Annotated in this window: 18 protein-coding genes and 2 pseudogenes; 12 read left to right on the top strand and 8 right to left on the bottom strand. The window is 68.3% G+C overall.

The genetic code is table 11. The features are described from left to right. Positions 1–2 precede the first annotated feature (2 nt). From aztD to AQJ84_RS02975, 4 genes and pseudogenes are all read left to right on the top strand, one after another. Complete coding sequence (gene aztD, locus AQJ84_RS02985; protein ID WP_030039697.1) at positions 3–1,202, top strand: zinc metallochaperone AztD; 1,200 nt, start codon at positions 3–5, stop codon at positions 1,200–1,202. Between the two features lie 486 nt (positions 1,203–1,688). Then, positions 1,689–2,267, top strand: coding sequence for a superoxide dismutase family protein (locus AQJ84_RS02980; RefSeq protein ID WP_225877179.1), 579 nt, complete (start codon positions 1,689–1,691; stop codon positions 2,265–2,267). Between the two features lie 220 nt (positions 2,268–2,487). Then, positions 2,488–2,827: pseudogene (gene tpg / locus AQJ84_RS43850) on the top strand (telomere-protecting terminal protein Tpg); the annotation flags it as partial. A gap of 730 nt (positions 2,828–3,557) precedes the next feature. After that, a complete protein-coding gene (locus tag AQJ84_RS02975; protein WP_225877180.1) occupies positions 3,558–3,968 on the top strand; it encodes a hypothetical protein in 411 nt (136 codons plus the stop codon). A gap of 57 nt (positions 3,969–4,025) precedes the next feature. Here the strand turns inward: AQJ84_RS02975 and AQJ84_RS02970 are convergent, their stop codons facing one another. Next, a complete protein-coding gene (locus AQJ84_RS02970) occupies positions 4,026–4,589 on the bottom strand; it encodes a YcxB family protein (RefSeq protein WP_030039700.1) in 564 nt (187 codons plus the stop codon). A gap of 610 nt (positions 4,590–5,199) precedes the next feature. Between AQJ84_RS02970 and AQJ84_RS02965 the strand changes: the two genes are divergently transcribed. After that, positions 5,200–5,571, top strand: a complete 372-nt coding sequence (locus tag AQJ84_RS02965; protein WP_030039701.1) for a hypothetical protein — start codon at positions 5,200–5,202, stop codon at positions 5,569–5,571. Positions 5,572–6,253: 682 nt separating this feature from the next. On the opposite strand, the pseudogene AQJ84_RS02960 reads toward AQJ84_RS02965, so the two are convergent. Both AQJ84_RS02960 and arr read right to left on the bottom strand, forming a co-directional pair. Next, positions 6,254–6,931: pseudogene (locus AQJ84_RS02960) on the bottom strand (IS5/IS1182 family transposase); the annotation flags it as partial. Positions 6,932–6,974: 43 nt separating this feature from the next. Then, entirely contained in the window at positions 6,975–7,385 is a 411-nt protein-coding gene (gene arr / locus AQJ84_RS02955; RefSeq protein WP_030039703.1) for an NAD(+)--rifampin ADP-ribosyltransferase, read from the bottom strand. 135 nt (positions 7,386–7,520) lie between these two features. Here arr and AQJ84_RS02950 point away from each other — a divergent pair, with 135 nt between their 5' ends. Beyond that, positions 7,521–7,865 carry a DUF2750 domain-containing protein gene (locus AQJ84_RS02950; protein WP_030039705.1) on the top strand — a complete coding sequence of 115 codons (345 nt, stop codon included), beginning with the start codon at positions 7,521–7,523 and terminating at the stop codon, positions 7,863–7,865. A 52-nt stretch (positions 7,866–7,917) separates the two neighbouring features. Here the strand turns inward: AQJ84_RS02950 and AQJ84_RS02945 are convergent, their stop codons facing one another. Continuing rightward, positions 7,918–8,289, bottom strand: coding sequence for a winged helix-turn-helix transcriptional regulator (locus tag AQJ84_RS02945; protein ID WP_030039707.1), 372 nt, complete (start codon positions 8,287–8,289; stop codon positions 7,918–7,920). A gap of 74 nt (positions 8,290–8,363) precedes the next feature. Here AQJ84_RS02945 and AQJ84_RS02940 point away from each other — a divergent pair, with 74 nt between their 5' ends. Next, positions 8,364–9,047, top strand: a complete 684-nt coding sequence (locus AQJ84_RS02940; RefSeq protein WP_037802592.1) for an NADPH-dependent F420 reductase — start codon at positions 8,364–8,366, stop codon at positions 9,045–9,047. 297 nt (positions 9,048–9,344) lie between these two features. Here AQJ84_RS02940 and AQJ84_RS02935 read toward each other — a convergent pair whose 3' ends face one another. After that, complete coding sequence (locus AQJ84_RS02935; RefSeq protein WP_030039710.1) at positions 9,345–9,698, bottom strand: cupin domain-containing protein; 354 nt, start codon at positions 9,696–9,698, stop codon at positions 9,345–9,347. A gap of 106 nt (positions 9,699–9,804) precedes the next feature. Next, positions 9,805–11,217, bottom strand: a complete 1,413-nt coding sequence (gene aspA, locus AQJ84_RS02930) for an aspartate ammonia-lyase (protein WP_053190291.1) — start codon at positions 11,215–11,217, stop codon at positions 9,805–9,807. 695 nt (positions 11,218–11,912) lie between these two features. Here aspA and AQJ84_RS44660 point away from each other — a divergent pair. Next, complete coding sequence (locus tag AQJ84_RS44660) at positions 11,913–12,035, top strand: hypothetical protein (RefSeq protein WP_259294271.1); 123 nt, start codon at positions 11,913–11,915, stop codon at positions 12,033–12,035. 200 nt (positions 12,036–12,235) lie between these two features. Here the strand turns inward: AQJ84_RS44660 and AQJ84_RS43845 are convergent, their stop codons facing one another. Further along, the gene (locus AQJ84_RS43845) at positions 12,236–12,655 is read right to left on the bottom strand and encodes a hypothetical protein (RefSeq protein ID WP_225889056.1); all 420 of its coding nucleotides are present in this window, start codon (positions 12,653–12,655) and stop codon (positions 12,236–12,238) included. Positions 12,656–12,852: 197 nt separating this feature from the next. Next, positions 12,853–13,386: a 2'-5' RNA ligase family protein gene (locus tag AQJ84_RS02915; protein WP_030039713.1), complete on the bottom strand. Its 534-nt coding sequence runs from the start codon at positions 13,384–13,386 to the stop codon at positions 12,853–12,855. Positions 13,387–14,332: 946 nt separating this feature from the next. Here AQJ84_RS02915 and AQJ84_RS02910 point away from each other — a divergent pair. From AQJ84_RS02910 to AQJ84_RS02895, 4 genes are read left to right on the top strand one after another with little or no spacing between them, the layout of a single operon-like run. Then, on the top strand, positions 14,333–15,304 hold the full coding sequence (locus tag AQJ84_RS02910) for a 2-dehydropantoate 2-reductase (RefSeq protein WP_030039714.1): 972 nt from the start codon (positions 14,333–14,335) through the stop codon (positions 15,302–15,304). Between the two features lie 24 nt (positions 15,305–15,328). Continuing rightward, positions 15,329–17,254 carry a molybdopterin oxidoreductase family protein gene (locus AQJ84_RS02905; protein ID WP_030039716.1) on the top strand — a complete coding sequence of 642 codons (1,926 nt, stop codon included), beginning with the start codon at positions 15,329–15,331 and terminating at the stop codon, positions 17,252–17,254. A 4-nt stretch (positions 17,255–17,258) separates the two neighbouring features. Then, on the top strand, positions 17,259–19,091 hold the full coding sequence (locus tag AQJ84_RS02900; protein ID WP_030039717.1) for an NAD(P)H-dependent oxidoreductase subunit E: 1,833 nt from the start codon (positions 17,259–17,261) through the stop codon (positions 19,089–19,091). Continuing rightward, positions 19,088–19,948, top strand: a complete 861-nt coding sequence (locus AQJ84_RS02895) for a 2Fe-2S iron-sulfur cluster-binding protein (RefSeq protein WP_030039718.1) — start codon at positions 19,088–19,090, stop codon at positions 19,946–19,948. Before AQJ84_RS02900 ends, AQJ84_RS02895 begins: the two co-directional genes overlap by 4 nt. Position 19,949: the final 1 nt, after the last annotated feature.

Raw genomic sequence — 19,949 nt, 5'->3', positions numbered from 1 at the left:
CGGTGAACAAGTCGATACGCACCAGAGCCATCACGGGCACGGCCCTTGCTCTGGCGGTCTCCACGGTCCTGACCGCCTGCGGAGGAGAGGCGACTTCCTCGTCCGACACGAAGGCCAAGAGCGCGCCGAGCACCAAGGCCGTAGCGGTCAAGGACCCGCTCGTCGCCACGTTCGACGGTGGCCTGTACGTTCTGGACGGCGGGAGTTTGAAGCTGGCCAACACGATCGAATTGCCCGGCTTCAACCGCCTCAACCCCGCCGGCGACGGCTCCCACGTCATCGTCTCCACCGATGCCGGTTTCCGCGTCCTGAACGCCACCGAACAGACCTTCACCGGCATCGAGTACAAGGGCGCCAAGCCCGGACACGTCGTACGGCACGCCGACAAGACGGTCCTGTTCACCGACGGCACCGGCGAGGTCAACGTCTTCGACCCCGACGTTCTCGCGGGCGGCAAGAAGCCGCAAGGCCGCACCTACACCGCCGCCGAGCCGCACCACGGCGTCGCCATCGAACTGAGCAACGGCGAACTCCTCAGCACCCTCGGCACCGAGGAGAAGCGCACCGGGGTCCTCGTCCTGGACAAGAACAACAAGGAGATCAAGCGCAACGAGAAGTGCCCCGGCGTCCACGGCGAGGCCGCGGCCAAGGGCGAGGCCATCGGCATCGGTTGCGAGGACGGCATCCTGATCTACAAGGACGGCAAGTTCACCAAGGTCGACGCCCCCGACGACTACGGCCGCATCGGTAACCAGAGTGGCAGCGACGCATCGTCCATCCTCCTGGGCGACTACAAGACCGACCCGGAGGCCGAACTGGAGAGGCCGACCCGCATCTCCCTCATCAACACCGAGACCGGGAAACTGCGCCTCGTCGACCTGGGCACCAGCTACTCCTTCCGCTCACTCGGCCGCGGACCCAACGGCGAGGCACTCCTCCTGGGCACCAACGGCACCCTCCACGTCATCGACCCGGAAACGGGCAAGGTGGACAAGAAGATCCCCGTCGTGGACAGGTGGCAGGAGCCGCTGGACTGGCAGCAGCCCCGGCCCACCCTCTTCGTCCGCGACCACACCGCGTACGTCTCCGAGCCGGGCAAGCGCAAGCTTCACGCGATCGACATCGAATCGGGCAAGAAGGTCACGTCCGTGACCCTGCCGAAGAGCACGAACGAACTGTCCGGCGTCGTCGCCGGCCACTGATCGTCCGACTCGGCGACGCCGCTCCGCACCCCGGCCGACGGCCTACGACGGCCCGGGGTGTCGGCGCGTCCCGGCCTCGGCGATGTTCGTTCGACGCGGGGCCGGCTTCGAGAACCTGCTGGCCGGCGAAGCGGTCGTGTGGTGAGCGCCGGGACGGTGCCTGCCAGGGCACGGCAGGAGACACGGTGCGAAATGCCGTGCTCAGTCCTGAAGTCGCTGATCACCCCGACCCCGGTGGGGCTTTGCCCCCTGGCCCCGGCCAGGCGCTTTTCAGCTCATAAACTTGAATCTTCACGGAAATTCCCCCGCTACGCCTCAGTAGAGACCTGGTAGGGCTTTACCTCCGCTATACGGTGCTGACGACCAGGCACGGTCCGCCCGTCCGGGAACCCGTCGACGACTGCGGCCACCTGCAACCTCACCTCCTGGAGTTTCGCTTTGTCCAAGCACAGGTTCATCGTCAAGCATCGAGGCTCTCTGGCCGCCGTGGCCGCTGTCAGTGCGGTCGCCGTCGGCGTCGGCGTAATGGCGTCCGCGGGCGCCGCCGAGCCGCAAAACTCCGCCAAGGCCCCCGTGCGCAAGGTCGTCGTCAGGACGACGTTCTCCCCGGTGAGCGAGGTGGCCGGGGCGAAGGCGGTGACCTACAACTCCGCGCTTGTGCCGGAGGGCGCCAGGGTCCAGGTGAAGGAGGAACTGCGCCGCGATGGCGGGACGCGTATCGAGCTGAGCGTGCGGGACCTGGTTCCCAACCGGGTGTACGGCGTCCACGTCCACACCAAGCCATGCGGCGCGCTGCCCACGGATGCCGGGCCGCATTACCAGAACCAGGTAGACCCGACGCAGCCCTCCGTCGACCCGGCGTATGCCAACCGGCTCAACGAGATCTGGCTGGACCTGGCCACGAACAAGGACGGGTCGGACCGCTCCATGGCCATAGTCGCCTGGCAGTTCCGCGCGGGTGGAGCGCGCTCCGTGGTCCTGCACGAGATGGGTACGGCCATGCACCCGGGCCACGCCGGAACGGCCGGTGCACGCCTCGCCTGCGTCAACGTGCCGTTCGAGTAGGGACGAGAACGGCGAGCGGTCCCCGGCGCCGAGGGCGTCGAGGTACCGATTCACCCCTGATGTGAGCCGGACCGCTGGAAACCGGCTCACATCGGGGCGGGGCCGTTCGGCACCGCCCCGCCCGGATGGTGGCTGTCCGCCGGCCTGTGGACACCTCCCGACACCTTGGGGTTCCACCGAGGTAGTGACGTACCAACGGGTATGCGCTGAGAATCGCGGCCAGATCGACGACGCCGTGCGGCGGCGCTGGCAACCCCAGGTCCGCAGGCGCCGGAGGAAGCAGGCCGCTGCCACCGGGATCACAGTGGAGACGCGAGCCCGGTTCGGCTACACCGCGCCGGTCGGCACGACCGACGACGGCCGCTTCCGCCGCCTAACCCTCCGCCTTCCCCCGGAATACGGGCAACGCCTGTTCGACGCCCGCGACACGGGGCCAGCGACCAGAAGATGCGTGAATCATCGCCGAAGGATTCAAGGACGTGTATTTCCAGGACGGTGGTGTCCGCGCCACAGGACTCTCCGACGTCACCCTCAACGACATCGACTACCTCGACCTCGACCTCGACCTCGAGAACCTTCACCTGCGAGGTTGGGCGCCGGACTCGGGGGTGTCGGCCGACTCCATGGTGGTGGGTCGGCGTCCGCCGCAGCAGGCCACCACTACTGTTGCCGTGGAGTTCAGGAAGATCGTGAACCACGATGACCTGTCCACCGCGTCGATGGATCCTATGAGAAGTGGCTCTTCCCCGGCTCGCAGAAGGATGTCGACACTCTCGGCCGCGCCATTGACCGTGCGGCCACGCTTCAAGGAGTGGTGCATTCGACGCCGGAAGACGCCTGCGTGCCGGTTGGCAGGGACCAGGCCGTCCCAGACGACGAAGTCAGCCCCGGCGATCAAGGCGTTACGTGCAGGTCCGCATGCCGGAGTCTGGTCGCGGAGCATCTCGATGAGGTCGTCGCGAGTCACACTGCGCCCCGGTGACGGGAAGACCAATGATCGACTATGTGTGACAACTCCCTCGCCTCTCTGGTGACAGTCCGGCTGCTTCGACCTGGTTTCTGTGCAGCATAAGCGGGGCCGCCGGTGACAACTGTCGAGCCTCGGCTCAAGATGTGACAGAGCGCCGTAGTTGGCCAGTGGGCCTCCTCCTTGGCCGGGTGAGCGCTAGTGGTGCCCCACAGGTAGCGGGCGGCCGCAGCATGCGGCGCCTGGGATCGTAACCAGGCTTCTGACCAGCAACGTCGGCACCCGGAGCTCCATCACGACGGGATTTCCCTCAGCGTCATGCCATGACGACTGAGAACTGCCGCCGTGATCTCACTGCCATCTGCAAGGCCGCGGACGGCGGCTATCTACTCCAAGTGGTCCGCGACGGCAGGTGCGAGCCCCTCGCCGAGAAGGACCTCGCACACTGGCCCGACTGGCCGACCTTCCCGGTCGACGCCGCCTATGCGGCAGGGTGCGAGCTCGTCATGCTCGGCTACATGATCTGGCCCGACGCCATGACTCCCGACTCGCTGCTCGGACGGTGTCCTGTACCAGCGCAGCGGGCATGGTCGGCGAAGGTCGGCACCTTCGCCCAACTACAGGCCGCCGGAATCCGACGCGAGACGGCTTCGAGGGCTCAGGCGGCGAACGGGACGTGGCACCTGCCTGAGCGCGGTGAGGACAAGTACAGCGCTCAGTCACAGGAGAGTTGAGCCGAAGCGGGATGGTTGTCACAGAGGCGCGCCTGGTGTCACAACGGCGGACACCTGTCACACGCGAGGGGTGTACTGGTCCAGGATCGCCCGTAGCCGCTCGATGTCCCCAGCCTCGTGGACGCCCCGCTTGGGCAGGACGTCGAGGCACATGATGTTGGGATCCCGGCTGAGCAGGACGAAGTGTTTTGCCGTTTCCCGGTACCCCTGGAAAACGGACCACTTCTGGATCAGTGTGCTGTGGTCGGTACGGCATGTGATCCCGGCCGGAGACACGGTGGCGCGGTACTCGCCCTGCCATCCGACGAGGCGCTGCACGTGGGCGGCTTGCAGCCGCGGGTAACCCCACACCAGCAAGACGACCAATAAGAGCACAGCCGTCGAGAACACGTCGACACTGGCGCGGACGGCGGCGGAGACCAGCCAGTTTCCTACCGATAGGAAGAGGAGTGCGCCCCGCAGTAGTAGCCCAGCCCGCTTGATCCGCTCGCGGACCCGCAGGCCGACCAGGGTGTCGGCAGACTGGGGCCGATACGCCAGTTCAACTATGGTCCGCCTGTTCACGACATTGTCAGAGGATTCCGCATTGTTGATGCCTTGGTCGCTGTGGCCTTCGGCCATGGTCCCTCCCCGGTATAAGGCATGCGGATCATAACGAACTGAAGTTCGCACACAACCCGGGTCGGGGGACCATCACTCATCCGTAAGAGACTGCCAGCGCTGATCCTGGTGATCATCACCGTGCTTCGCGCAGTTCTGGTGACAGAAAGCCCGCCGATCCAGTGGTATCCAGCGTGCTTTGTCCGATCGAAACCGCAGATCAGCGGACACCAGCGGTGACAACTATCGTGCTTCGGCTCAAGAATCCGACCAGGCCCTGTGCAACCTGCTCACCTGGCCCGGCCGCCCGCCTGACCTGGAAGGCGTACTTCGACGAGATAGCGGTCGCAGAGCGTGGGTAAAGTGCAGGCAGATCCTTTTACTCAGGCACAGGGGTCCCGCCGATCCGTCGGCGGGGCCCCTGTGTTTGTGCTGTCGGGCCACCTGCAGGTTGGGGCGTCCCTCCGCGGGAGGCACCGAGGCGTAGGAGTTGCCCTTGCCGCCGTCCTCGTTCTTCGGGCGCAGCACGATGTTGAGGTCGCACAGCGGCGCCATGAGGTGACTGAGCCCATTCCAACTTCAGGCGACAGCCGATCGGCGCTGTGTCACAAACGTCTGGTAGACCCTGGCTATGACGTTCTTGACGGTGGTTGAGGGTGATGCGGTCGGATGGCGCATCGATCGAGATGAGCTGACTGACGCGATCCGTGCCCGGTGGTCTGAGGTCGAGATCGACGCGATGCATCGCAGCGAAGTGCGCAGCCTCATATGGCAGTTCGAGACGGAGAACGGCCCCGGTGAGGCGTATCTGCACGAGGACGGTACCTGTCTGTACATGGACGTCTGGGAGGAAGACGCGATCTGGTTGGCGATCGTCTTCCGGAGGCTGACACCCATGGACCTTGACCTGGTGTTCTGCGATGAGGGTTACACCTTCGACGTTCGTCTGCGGGCGGGGAGGACAGAGGCCGAATTGACGGACCTCCTGAATGCTGCGGGTTGATCTCAGCCCCTGGCGGCAAGCTGGAGTACCAGGACGGCTTGGACGAGGCTCGTGATCCGGGTCGTCGAGCAGCGACGCCGGGGAAGGCAAGGGTCGTGCCCGCAAGGCCGGGGCGAGGGTGAGGCAGCCGGAGCGGTTCGCCTGCGGCGTCGATGACCAGTTGCTCGACGAACGATGATGGTGGCGTACGGCACTGACGTCATCCCCGCGTCCATAGGTGTCGGTTGGACGCGTTTTTACGACAGCGTGGCCGAAGCGACGCCCAACGAATGACGGGGACGCCTGTGGCGGAGGCCAAAGCCCTTTACGAAGCCGGGCGTTACACCGAGGCGGAGGCCGAAGCCCGTGCCGTGGCCCGATCGCGGCCGCGCGACGACGAGTACGCAGCTGTGGCGCTGAACATCGCCGCGCTCGCGACGGGCGCCCAAGGCCGCCACGCCGAGGCACTCGCCACCTACGACGAAGCGCTGCCTGCCTTCAGCAGATATTTGGAGCTGGGGCGAGGTCGACCAGAAGGGATGACTTCGCATGCCGTCCGCCCAGCCCCGAAGGATCTATCCGGTTGACGGGGTCGCCTGCGTGAGGACAGGGGACGGGCCGCCGGTGCGGTCGGGGATGTGCGGAACGGGTGCGCTTGCCGGCATCGTCGACCAGGTCGAGGACATTGCCCGGTGGCGTCGGTGAGGCGGCAGTCCCGCAGGATTTTCCAGCACTCGACGCGAGCTCTGACCTGCTTGTGGGAGGTGTTGTGTGCGACTTTCCAGTCGGGCAGTTCCTCACCCGTGCGGCGGCGGTGGGGCATGACCAGGCCGGTGCCCGGATAGCCGCCGTCCGCGATCGTCATCGTGTTGCCGACTGCGTCCTTGGCGCCGGAGTCCGCCCATGCCTTGCAGTCATTGCGGTTGCCGGGCAGGGGCCGGCCGACCACGACGACCAGACGGCTGTCGGCGTCGATGACGACCTGGTGGTTGGTGGAGTACCGGTAGTTCTTGGACTGCTCGGCAATCGTGTGGTCGCGGGTAGGGACCAGGGTGCCGTCCACGGTGAGCACGGTGTCCTTGCGGAACCGCTGACGCGGTTGGAGCGCGAGCAGCGGCCCGAGCTGGGCGATAACGCGGTCCGCAGCGGACTTCGAGACGCCGAACAGCAGGGCGAGCTGGCGCAGCGTCAAGTTCGTGCGCCAGTAGGCCACGACCAGCAACACCCGGTCCTCCAGCGGCAGGCCCCACGGCCGTCCGCGCCGCACCCCGTCAGCGCCCTCGCTGCGCAGTGCGGTCACCAACTTGCCGAAGCAGCGCGGGCTCAGCCCGGTGAACGGGGCTATCCAGGACGGCTCGGACGCCGTGATCACACCAGCCACAGCAAGACCATCTGGCCGTGACCCAGTAGTTACGGAAAGACCCTTAGTTGATGATTTCGGCGCGGTCATCCAGACGGATTGCGGCCAGCCGGTCTCGCCACATCTGGAGAGCTTCGGGTGTCTGTCGCGTCCAGTCGGTGACCTCGCCAACGATCCGGAGCGGTTTCCTGCTGCGATAGGAGCGGGTGGGATTGCCAGGGAACTTCTTGTCGGTGACGTTTGGATCGTTCTCGAACTCCCCGGTCGGTTCGACGACATACACTCGCGGGGCCCCGTCACCGACGGCGAGTTCGGCGGCGAGTCCCGCGCCGTCGCGCAACGCGGTGAAGTAGATGTGGTTCATCACGATTTCGGGCCGGTAGTTGGAACGGAAACCGGCGGTGAGGTGATCTCCGACCCGCAGCTCGGCCTTTGTGCCGTGAAAGAACGGCCCCTCGTCCAACGCCTCGTCCATCGCCACAGATTATCAAACCAAGCTGTCGTGACCGCGAGCCATCCAGGACGGCTCGGACACCGCGATCACACCAGCCACAGCAAGATCATCTGAACCTGACCAGTAGTTGCGGGACAACCCTTAGGCTCGGTGGCCATGGGTCAGAGCGGTTCGCAAGCGGCAGCATTCTTCCGAGACGTCCGCCAAAGCAGAGTGGTCTGGCTTGTCCGGGATGACGACGGAAGCCCTGCTCCCCTCTCTGCGGACGGCACGCGAAGTCTTCCCTTCTGGTCGACCTCGGCCCGCGCCCAGAGGACAGCGAAGATCTGGGGGCATGGGCTACGCGTTGAATCCATGCCCTTGGACACCTGGCGCGATCGCGATCTGCCCGATGCCGCCCGAGAGGGATACAAGATCGGCATCAACTGGAGCGGGCCGCGCCTGGTCGGCTGGGACTTCACCCCCATGGAAGTCCTCAACCGACTGGCGGCGGCTGACTAGCCCAGGGCATCGCTCGTCAGAGCGCGCAGTCGCGGCCAGCAGATGAGTGCGCTCACTCCGAGGGGCACTGGGCGGCGGTGCATTCGGCTTCCTGGGCTGCCATGACCTCATCGCCATGCTCGAAGGCCCACGCTCCTACTGCGTCGATGGGCGCCAACAAAGTCCGGCCCAGGGCGGTGAGTTGGTAGTCAACGCGCGGTGGCGCTCCGGGGTGTGCCCGCCGCTCCACCAGTCCGTTGGACTGCAAGCGCCGCAGAGTCTCGGTGAGGACCTTGGAGCTGATCCCCCCGATCTGCTCGCGTAGTTCGACCGGACGTCTGGGACCGTCGCGCAAGGCCCAGAGCACCACGGGGTTCCAGGTGTTGGACAGGAGATCGAAGGCCAGGCGAGCACGGCAGTCGGCGAGGAAAGCGTCGGTCGTCACGTACCAAATGGTGCCCGACAGGCCCTCTAGCGTCGTTGCGAATGGTCCAAGCAGGTCGTGGGAGGAAATGCGTGATGAGAATTGGCGTCCTGGGCACGGGCAACATGGCGGACGCGCTCGCCACCCACTGGGTCCGGGCCGGGCACGACGTGGCCGTCGGAGGACGGGACATGCACAAGGCGGAGCGACTCGCGACGCGCCTCGGGGGCAGCGCGAAGCCTGTCAGCCTGCATGCGGCGGCCGAGTTCGGTCAGGTGGTGCTGGCCGCGCTGCCCTTCGGCGCAGGTACGAGCGTGGTGCGGGAACTACGAGCGGCCATGGACGGCAAGGTGCTGATCGACTGTTGCAATCCGGTCGGCCCGGGCTTCCGGCTGCTGACACAGAGCGGCCTCTCGGCCGCACAGCAACTGGCCGCGTCGGCACCAGGAACCCATGTGGTCAAGGCGTTCAATCTCTGCCACGAGGACGTGTGGCGTATGTCGCCGCCCATCTTCGACGGGCGCCGACTGGCCGTTCCCGTCTGCGGAGACGACGAAACGGCTCTCGCCCTCGTACACCAGTTGGTGCAGCAGGTCGGCTGCGAACCCGTGGCTGGCGGCTCTCTCGAACGAGCCGGACTCCTGGAAGCGACCGCGGCACTCTTCATCGGGCTATGGATCGGCGAGGGAGCCGATGCCCAAGCCATCGCACCCCCGCTGGCCTATGCCGCCGGACCGAGAGGCGAGGAACCGCAAACCACAGAAAAGGCTTTTCGTTAGGAGTTCTTAGTGCTTCCGGGGTGAGCTGCCCCTTTTCGATCCGCTGCTCCCCGATCCAGTGCTCCCCGCAATAAGGACATTCGATCCACTCCACCTGTAGATCCCCGTGTATGACCAGTTCACCAACCTGGTCGACGACGCAAAAGCCGGCAGCTGGACGGCATCGCACTGCCCTGGCCTCATTGCCGACTGCCGTGCAGGGTCGGGGGCCAGCGCGGTGGCGGAGTAGGGTCGCTCCGTTTCCAGCCCTGCCGCGTCAAACCGGGCGGGCTACGGCCGAGTCGCGCGGCATCAGCATCACGTCACGATCACGTAGACCTTGCGCACGGTTTCAATGGTCTTCCAGACACCGACGAAGCCCGGCTTCATGACAAAGCTGTCGCCTGCCTTGTAGACCGCCGGTTTGCCGCCTTCCGGCGTGAGTTCGACGATGCCGGAGAGGATGTGGCAGAACTCGAAGGTCTCGCCCTTGATCGAGCGTGTCTCGCCGGGCGTCGCTTCCCAGACGCCCGTACGGATCATCTCCCCGCGGGCGACGTCCTGGGCCCAGGTCTTGAAGGCTGGGTTGCCGGAGATCAGGCGTTCCGGGAGCGGGACGGACTCGTGCGGAGGGGAGGAGGGATTGGTGTCGATGGTCTTCAGAAGGGACATGCCATTTCCTTTCTTGAGCTTGAGAGGTTGGTAGCCGCGGCACCGGTCACGGCTCCCCACCCCGACGAAACCGCCTGTTGCCCGCCGGGCCGGTACGCCGGGCACGTCAGGTCAGGGCCCGGCTCCGGCCGGCCACGACCTCGGGGCGCAGCAGGTCGGCGAGGGTCTCGGCCGGCAACAGGCCCTTCTCCAGGACGAGTTCGGCCACGCCCCGGCCACTGACGAGTGCCTCCTTGGCGATGTCGGTGGCCGCCGTGTACCCGATGTGCGGGTTGAGGGCGGTGACCAGGCCGATGGAGTTCTCCACGCTCGCGCGCAGGGCCTCGGTGTTGGCGGTGATGCCGTCCACGCAGCGCTCGGCGAGGGTCAGGCAGGCGGCCCGCAGGTGGGTGATCGACTCCGACAGGGAGTGCAGGATGATCGGCTCGAAGGCGTTGAGCTGGAGCTGTCCGGCCTCGGCGGCCATGGTGATGGCGACGTCGTTGCCGATCACCTCGAAAGCGACCTGGTTGACGACCTCGGGGATCACCGGGTTCACCTTGCCGGGCATGATGGACGAACCGGCCTGCACAGGCGGAAGGTTGATCTCGCCGAGGCCCGCGCGCGGCCCGGAGGACAGCAGGCGCAGGTCGTTGCAGCTCTTCGAGAGCTTGACGGCGATCCGCTTGAGCACGCCGGACATTTGGACGAACGCGCCGCAGTCCTGGGTGGCCTCGACCAGGTTGGCGGCGGTGACGAGCTGGAGTCCGGTGATCTCGGACAGGTGCCGGCGGGCCGACTCGGCGTATCCGACGGGAGCGTTGAGTCCGGTGCCGATCGCCGTGGCGCCCAGGTTGATCTCATGGATCAACTCGACCGCCTCGGCAAGACGGGACCGGTCCTCGTCAATCATGACGGCGTATGCGGAGAACTCCTGCCCGAGCGTCATCGGCACCGCGTCCTGCAACTGTGTACGGCCCATCTTCAGCACGTCACGGAACTCGATGGCCTTGCGGGCAAAGGCGTCCTGCAGTACGGACATCGCCTTGAGTAGCCCGCGCACCGCGAAGACCGTCGCGATCTTCACGGCGGTCGGGTAGACGTCGTTCGTCGACTGGCCGAGGTTGACGTCCTCGTTCGGGTGCAGGTACTCGTACTGCCCCTTGGCGTGACCCAGCAGTTCCAAAGCCCGGTTGGCGATCACCTCGTTGGCGTTCATGTTGGTCGAGGTGCCGGCGCCTCCCTGGATGACGTCGACGACGAACTGTTCGTGCAGCTTGCCGTCGCGGATCTCACGGCAGGTTTCGACGATGGCAGCGGCCTTCTTCGGCTCCAGCAGACCGAGCTCCTGGTTCACCAGGGCGGCGGCCTCCTTGACGGCGGCGAGGGCTTCGATCAGGTGCGGGTAGGAGGAGATGGGCGTCCCGGTGATGGGGAAGTTCTCCGTGGCGCGCAGGGTGTGGACACCCCAGTAGGCGTCGGCGGGGATGTCCCGGTCGCCGAGCAGGTCGTGTTCGCTGCGGGTGACTGCGGCGGTCATAGCGGTGCGGATCTTCTCTCGGACGCGGACGATCTCGGACGAGGGGTACATGAGGTCAGTTGCGGGTGAAGCCGCGAGAGCAGATCGAGCGCGCGGCCGGCCCACCGTCAACGAGTTCATCGGCGGCGGTAGCAATGGATATGGGGACGCCCGTGAAGCCGTCCTTGGTCAGCCGACGCCGCACACCCCGCCGCGCCCTCGATGTAGCCGACGCGGCGCGGCCGACAGGAGACGGGGAACAGCGGCGCACCGCGGTCACGGGGTCACCACAGCGAATGGCTCTCAGGGGCACCCCAAGCCCGGAACTGCGGGGTTACCGCGACCACTCCCCGGTAAACCCTGCAGTCCACCAGCCGTCGACTCAGCGCAGCTTGTCCTTCGCCCTGTAGTAGGCGCCGCGCCCTCGCCCCGGACCGCCACCACGGGCGTGGCCTGGCGAAGGTGCGGCGACAGTGCGGTCATGTTCGTCTCCCGGCCTCGGTGCTCGGTCCGCTGCGGTATCCCGAGCATCTCCGCGGACCAGGGGCGCGCCAACGTGCGACCTGTCCGGTCCGGCCGCGACATCCGGACGTTGTGTCAGCCCCACCGGGGGAGCTGTGCGGAGTGCTCGCACGGAAGCTCCAGACCGACCACCGAACAGCTCTAGCGCAGGTCAGCGCCGCTCGTCACAGTGTCCGGGCACTCAGGGAGGCACCATGAGCAAGAACGCCGGAACGTCCCCGCCGCCGGTCACCGAGGGCCTGGACACCCATATGAAAGGCCGCCCGGTCATTGTGGCCGACGTCCTGACCCTCCCCGTGCTGGCAACGGGGCAGTGATGTCGACCCAGCGGACCAGCCGGTCGAGATGGGCCGCGCCTGTGACGAGGCCGCGGGTTCGACAGGCTTGGACGAGCGGCTCGGGAGGGCGGTCATGGTGCCCTTGTCGAGCTCGAAGAGGCGCACCTCGCTGTTCCTGGTCGGCACGGCAAGCACGGCGTCGGTGGTGAAGCTCAGACCGGTCTCCTTGATGGCGTGGTTCACCTCACCTGCCAGTCGGTCAGATACTCACGGCCGTCGGCGAGGACCGTGGCCGTGTAGGCGAGGATCGTGTCGGTCACCGCGACACCGTGCGCCCCGGCGACCGCCGCCACCTGGACGGCGGCGAGCGCAAGGTCCTCGAGGTCATGGCCGAATGGAGCCGCCCTCTGGACTTCGTCTGTCCGGTGGTGGAGATAGCCGTGCCCGGCGACCGGGACGGCTCCTTCGAGCCGAAGATCGCCAAGGAGCGCCTGACCGGCGTCGCATGTGCGCTGTATCGGCAACGGATGGACTTCTTGCTCCTGGCCCCGGACCACTCCCGCATCGTCATCGAGGGTGGCGGCGTGCAGCACTACGGCCGCCCCAACCCGCCCGACGCACAGGGACGGGTCGGATACGCCGCCGTGGCGCGGCTCCACTCGGAGATGGTCGCCGAAGACCGCCGGATCCGGCTGGCCGGATACGAGATCTACCGCTGCGGCGGATGGGAACTGACCGGCGCCGCGGCCCCGGCACCGGGCCCTCCGAGGAGCGTCGCCCCATGGTTCTCTCGCCACCGTGGTTCTACCGGTGATCGCCGGACCGCCGCTGCGGCTCCAGCGTCGGGGACGGCGTCTCAGGGGCGGGGCTCCAGCACCTCCAGATCGCCGGTCTGGGTGTCGTAGCTGCGCAGTGTGGTGAGCCGGGCCGACACCGGCGGCGTCGGCAGCAGTTCGGGGACCCGCCGGTCAGCGAAGGCACCGGCCCGCCGGGTCCGGCCGAGGGTGATGTGCGGGCTCCAGCGCCCGGGTTCGTGGAAGGGGTTGAGGGTATCGGGCTGGCTGTCCGAGGCCACCGCCTCCCACACCCGGCGGTGCAAACCGGCCAGCGCGGAGTCGAGGTCCAGCGCCCAGGCCAACACCGAGGTGGGCCGCTCGAAACGGACCACGCCGGTGAACCGCACCGGCAGCGGCAGAACAGCGGCCACCTCGGCGAGCTCCCAGCGAATCGGGGCGGTCAACTCCGGGCAGGCGGCCAGGGTGAGGTGCGGGCTGTTGGTCGGTGAGCGGTGGCGCGCCTGACTGGGCAGCCCCGCGTCCGCGAGCCGCCGCCAGGCCTCCCAAACCGCTAGCTCTGCCGCCTCATCCAGCAGAAGCTCGACCGTGCGCACCGCCGCAGCCTACCGGCGATCGCCCGCGGCTCCGCCGTCGGCCGGGCTGACCGCAGGCGACGATCCCCGTGACCAGGTCGCCGACGCTGCGCGGTTCCCGCGAGGCAGGCGGCATCCGCCCGCACAGACCGGGCATGGCGGCAGTCGTTCACCTGTCCGGGTTCAACCCGCGCTGGTGGGAACGAATCGCGGGCCGGCGCGAGGACATCTACGGTCCTCTGCTCCGGCAAGCGCACCGGACAACCGCCGAGCAGGAGGCCGACGCCTCCCAGGCGGTCTGCCCAGCGCGATCCCTCTGCGCTCCGGTCGCCTCTGCTTCCCCGTATCCGCGCGACCGCCGGCCCCGAACCGGTCAACAGCACCGACACCTGGAGCAGCGAACAGGGTGCTTCCGCCTGGAGAAAAACGGACAACCCGCCTCGCCCCGACACAGCCGGCGTCGGCAAGGATCTCCTCCACGGCCGGTCCGTTGGCCAGGAGCTTGACCAGGCCCAACTGCCGGGCATGGGCGATGTCCGCGCAGCTCGCGGGTTCGGCTGGGCTGCAGACCAGCAGCCGCCCGTCAGCGTCCGTGACGACCATGGACTTCACGGCGTGACGTCCAGAAGGACGCTCTTGCCGTTCTTGCCGTGGCCGTGGAGGAAGGGCAGGACCTGGGCGAACTGCGCGGCGGCCGCAGGTACTGACCGCGAACGTCGGGCGGGCTCGAAGCCGTCCGTCGAACGGCCGGCATCTGCTGGAGGGGACTGATCCACGCGCCCGCGCCGCGGAAGTCACGCCGCTGTGGCGCCTGGTCGACGGGGCACGTGGTGACCGCCTCGTCGGCGCCCCTCACCCTCAGGTACTGCGCGAACCCTTGCTGCCCCAACTCCCATACTGTAGACAATATTCAGTCGACAGAGTTCGGCAGTTCCTCGGTACCCTCGACCGAACGGAGCTCCCTCGCATGAAAGTCGCAGTACTCGGTGCCGGAGCCATCGGCGCCTATGTCGGAGCCGCGCTGCACCGCGCGGGCGCCGACGTGTATCTCGTCGCCCGTGGACCGCATCTGGCGGCCATGAGGCAGCACGGCGTCCGGGTGCTCAGCCCGCGCGGTGACTTCACCGCCCGTGCCCATGCCACCGACGACCCGGCCGAGATCGGTCCGGTCGACTACGTCTTCCTGGGCCTGAAGGCCAACTCGTACGCGGCGTGCGGGCCGCTGATCGAGCCTCTCCTGCACGACTCCACGGCGGTGATCGCCGCCCAGAACGGCATTCCCTGGTGGTACTTCCACCGGCACGGAGGCCCGCACGACGGCCACCGTCTCGAGAGCGTGGACCCGGGCGGCGCGGTCAGTGCGGTGCTCGCGCCCGAACGGGCCGTCGGCTGTGTGGTCTACGCGGCCACCGAACTCGAAGGACCGGGCGTCGTACGGCACTTGGAGGGCACCCGGTTCTCCGTCGGCGAGCCCGACCGCTCGGTCTCGCCCCGCTGTCTGGCCTTCAGCGAGGCCATGCGGGCCGGCGGGCTGAAGTGCCCGGTCGAACCGGACCTGCGCAACGACATCTGGCTCAAGCTGCTCGGCAACATCTCCTTCAACCCGATCAGCGCGCTGGCCCGCGCCACCATGCGGCAGATGTGCCTGCACGGCGGCACCCGCAGGGTCATCGAGATCATGATGACCGAGACCCTGTCCGTCGCCGAGGCCCTCGGCTGCGAGGTCGGTGTCTCCATCGAGCGCCGGCTCGCGGGCGCCGAGCGGGTCGGCGACCACCGCACCTCCACGCTCCAGGACCTGGAGCGCGGCAAGCCGCTCGAACTCGACGTGCTGCTCGCGGCCGTGGTCGAGCTGGCGGAGATCACCGGCGTCGAGGTGCCCACCCTGCGCACCGTGCACGCCATCTCGGACCTGCTCGCGCTGAGGAGCGCCGCATGAGGAACGCCGTATGAGGAGCGTCCTGTGAAAAAACGCGACCGGACCCCGAAGACCTACACCCGGCTCACCCACCCGCTGGTGCGTGACTCCCTCGACCAGCCCTTCCGACAGGCGAGCTGGGAGGAGGCGCTCGAGCGGGCCGCCCGGGGCATCGAACGCAACCGCGGCGCGTTCGGCATGTTCTCCTGCGCCCGCGCCACCAACGAGATGAACTACGTGGCGCAGAAGTTCGCCCGGGTCGTCATGGGCACCAACAACGTCGACTCCTGCAACCGGACGTGCCACGCCCCCAGCGTCGCCGGGCTGTCGGCCGCGTTCGGCTCCGGCGGCGGCACGTCGTCGTACGAGGAGATCGAACACACCGACGTCATCGTGATGTGGGGCTCCAACGCCCGCTTCGCGCACCCGATCTTCTTCCAGCACGTGCTGAGGGGGATCAGGAACGGCGCCCGGATGTACGCGGTCGACCCGCGCCGCACCTCCACCGCCGAGTGGGCGGAGAGCTGGCTGGGCCTCAACGTCGGTACGGACATCCCGATGGCGCACGCGATCGGCCGCGAGATCATCCACGCGGGCCTGGCCAACGAGGCGTTCATCGAGCGGGCGACGACCGGATTCGAGGAGTACCGCCAGCTCGTCGAGCCGTGGACGCTGTCCCTGGCGGAGAAGGTGACGGGCGTACCGGCCGCCGCCATCCGGGAGTTGGCGCACGCCTACGCCCGCGCCGAGCGCGCCCAGCTGTGCTGGACCCTCGGCATCACCGAGCACCACAACGGCACCGACAACGTACGGGCGTTGATCAACCTCACCCTGCTCACCGGCCACGTGGGCCGCTACGGCTCCGGCCTGCAGCCCCTGCGCGGCCAGAACAACGTGCAGGGCGGCGGTGACATGGGCGCCATCCCCAACCGGCTGCCCGGCTTCCAGGACATCCTCGACCCCGCCGCGCGGCTGAAGTTCGAGTCGGCCTGGGACACCGTCATCCAGCCGCACTACGGGATGAACCTCACGGAGATGTTCGAGGCGATGGAGGAGGGCACGCTCAAGGCGGTCTACTGCATCGGCGAGAACCCCGCGCAGTCGGAGGCGGACAGCGAGCAGGCCGTGCGGCGGATGCGGCAGCTGGACTTCCTCGTGGTGCAGGACATCTTCCTCACCAAGACGGCCGAGCTGGCGCACGTGGTGCTGCCGGCGACGGCCGGCTGGGCGGAGACCGACGGCACCACCACCAACAGCGAACGCCGTGTCCAGCGGGTGCGCCGGGCCGTGACACCGCCCGGCGAGGCCCGCGAGGACGTCGACATCATGTGCGAGCTCGCCGCGCGGCTGGGCCACGAGTGGAAGTACGCCGACTCCGAGGCCGTGTGGAACGAGCTCAGGTCTCTCTCGCCGGACCACTACGGGATGACGTACGAACGCCTGGCGGAACACCAGGGCATCCAGTGGCCCTGCCCCGACACCGGCCGGCTCGAACCGACGTACCTGCACGGCCGGTTGTGGGAGACGGACCCGGCCAGGCGCGGGGTGCCGGCCCCCTTCGGTCTGGTGCAGCACGATCCGCCGGTGGACCTCACCGACGAGGAGTACCCGATCCGGCTGACCACCGGCCGACGGCTCGACTCGTACAACACCGGCGTGCAGAGCGGGAGTTTCGCCTCGCCCCTGCGGCGCGGCGAGTTCGTCGAGCTGTGCCCCGAAGACGCCGAGCGGTACGGGGTCGTGGTCGGCGAGCAGGTGCAGGTCACCTCGCGGCGCGGCGCGGTCGTCGCACCCGTGTGGATCGACACCGCCCTGCGGCCCGGGCTGGCGTTCATGACCATGCACTTTCCCGACGAGGTGGACACCAACCGGCTGACGATCGAGGCGAACTGCCCGATCGCGGGGACGGCGGAGTTCAAGGCGTCGGCGATCCGGATCGAGAAGCTCCCGGTTGCGACCATCGTGAGGTGATGCAGTGGACCTGCACTTCGGCGACAGCAAACCCACCGACGACGAACGGGCGGCCGTCGACGCCCTGCTGGGCCCGCCCGAGTCCTCCTGGGAGGGCGCGGCCCGCGACGAGATGAGGGCCGCCGACCTCAGGTGGGCCCGCGGTGGGCGTGCGGCCCGCGACCGCCGCGACCTGCTGTTGCCGGGGCTGCACGCGATCAACGACCGGGTCGGCTGGATCAGCGAGGGCGCCCTGGACTACCTGTGCCGGCGGCTCACCGTGCCGCCGGCGGAGGCGTACGGGGTCGCCACCTTCTACGCCATGTTCTCGGTCAAGCCGCGCCCGGCGACCGTCCTGCACGTGTGTACGGACCTGGCGTGCGCGGCGGCCGGCGCGTCCGGGCTGTGCGCGGAGGTCGAGGCGCGGCTGGGCCCCGGCAGCGGGGTGAGCGTCGAGCGCAGCCCCTGCCTGGGCCTGTGCGAGCGGGCTCCGGCGGCGCTCGCCGTCAAGGCGGGGGACCCGGTGCGTACGGCCGTCGCGGCGCCGGCGACGGTCGAGGCGGCCGTCCTCGTCGCGCGGGCGCCCGACTCGGCGCCGGAGGAACCACCGGCGGCGATGGCGGTGCCCCAGGCCGGGGACCCGGCGCTGACCCTGCTGCGCCGGGTGGGCGTCGCGGACCCGGCGTCACTCGACGACTACCGCGCCCACGGCGGCTACACCGCCCTGCGCCGGGCCTTCGACCTCGGTCCCGCCGGGGTCATCCGCGAGGTCACCGACTCCGGCCTGGTCGGCCGTGGCGGGGCCGCCTTCCCCACCGGCCGGAAATGGCAGGCCACGGCCTCCCAGCCCGACCACCCGCACTACCTGGTGTGCAACGCGGACGAGTCCGAGCCGGGCACCTTCAAGGACCGCGTGATCATGGAGGGGGACCCGTACGCGCTGGTGGAGGCGATGACCGTCGCCGCGTACGCGACCGGCGCGCACCAGGGCTACCTGTATCTGCGCGGCGAGTATCCGCGGGCCGTACAGCGCATGCGGCACGCCATCGAGCAGGCGCGGGCCCGCGGACTGCTCGGCGACGACGTACTCGGCCAGGGCTACGCCTTCGACATCGAGATCCGGCGGGGCGCCGGGGCGTACATCTGCGGCGAGGAGACCGCCCTGTTCAACTCCATCGAGGGGTACCGGGGCGAGCCGCGCTCCAAGCCGCCGTTCCCCGTGGAGAAGGGGCTGTTCGGCAAGCCGACGGTGGAGAACAACGTCGAGACGCTCGTCAACGTGCTGCCGATCCTGACCATGGGCGCACCGGCGTACGCGGCGACCGGCACGGAACGCTCCACCGGGCCGAAGCTGTTCTGTGTGTCGGGAAGCGTGGCACGGCCCGGGGTCTACGAGCTGCCGTTCGGTACGACGCTGGGCGAACTGCTGGAACTGGCCGGCGTGCGCGACGGCCTGCGGGCGGTGCTCCTGGGCGGGGCGGCGGGCGGTTTCGTCCGCCCCGACGAGACGGACATCCCGCTCACCTTCGAAGGGACCCGGGAGGCCGGCACCACGCTCGGCTCCGGGGTCGTGATGGCGTTCGACAGCACCGTCCCGCTGCCGAGGCTGCTGCTGCGCATCGCCGAGTTCTTCCGCGACGAGTCGTGCGGACAGTGCGTGCCCTGCCGGGTGGGGACCGTACGGCAGGAGGAGGCGCTGCACCGGATCGCGGAGCGCACCGGCGCGGCGGCGGCCGACGACATCGCCCTGCTCAGGGAGGTCGGACGCGCCATGCGGGACGCCTCCATCTGCGGTCTCGGGCAGACCGCCTGGAACGCCGTGGAATCCGCCATCGACCGTCTGGGGGCGTACGAATGACCGTGACACCGCTGGGGATCCCGCGCCGCCTGCTGGAATTCACCCTCGACGGCCAGGAGGCCCGGGTTCCCGAGGGCTCGACGATCCTCGACGCCTGCCGGGCGGCCGGGAAGGACGTCCCGACCCTCTGCGAGGGCGACACGCTCACCCCCAAGAACGCCTGCCGGGTCTGCGTCGTCGAGGTCGAGGGCTCCCGCACCCTCGTCCCGGCCTGCTCCCGCAGGGCCGAACCGGGCATGGAGGTGCGGACCGACACCGAACGGGCCCGGCACAGCCGCAGGATCGTCCTGGAACTGCTCGCTTCTTCGGTCGACATGTCGACGACGCCGGGGTTCGCGAAGTGGGTCAAGGAGTACGAGGCGAAGCCGGACCGCTTCGGCCCCGACGCGGCCCGGCTCGACGAGGAGCCCAGGGTCGACAACGACCTGTATGTGCGCGACTACGGCAAGTGCATCCTCTGCTACAAGTGCGTGGACGCCTGCGGCGACCAGTGGCAGAACACCTTCGCCATCTCCGTCACCGGCCGCGGCTTCGACGCGCGGATCGCGGTCGAGCACGACGCGCCGCTCACCGACTCGGCCTGCGTGTACTGCGGCAACTGCATCGAGGTGTGCCCGACGGGGGCCCTGTCGTTCAAGTCGGAGTTCGACATGCGGGCGGCGGGTACCTGGAACGAATCCGCGCAGACCGAGACGACCACGGTGTGCGCCTACTGCGGAGTGGGCTGCAACCTGACGCTGCACGTGCAGGACAATGAGATCGTGAAGGTCACCTCGCCGCACGACAACCCGGTGACCCACGGCAATCTCTGCATCAAGGGCCGTTTCGGCTACCAGCACGTACAGAACCGGGGCTGAT

This window comes from Streptomyces resistomycificus (assembly GCF_001514265.1).
GTDB lineage: Bacteria > Actinomycetota > Actinomycetes > Streptomycetales > Streptomycetaceae > Streptomyces > Streptomyces resistomycificus.
This window is presented reverse-complemented; position numbering and strand designations above follow the sequence as displayed.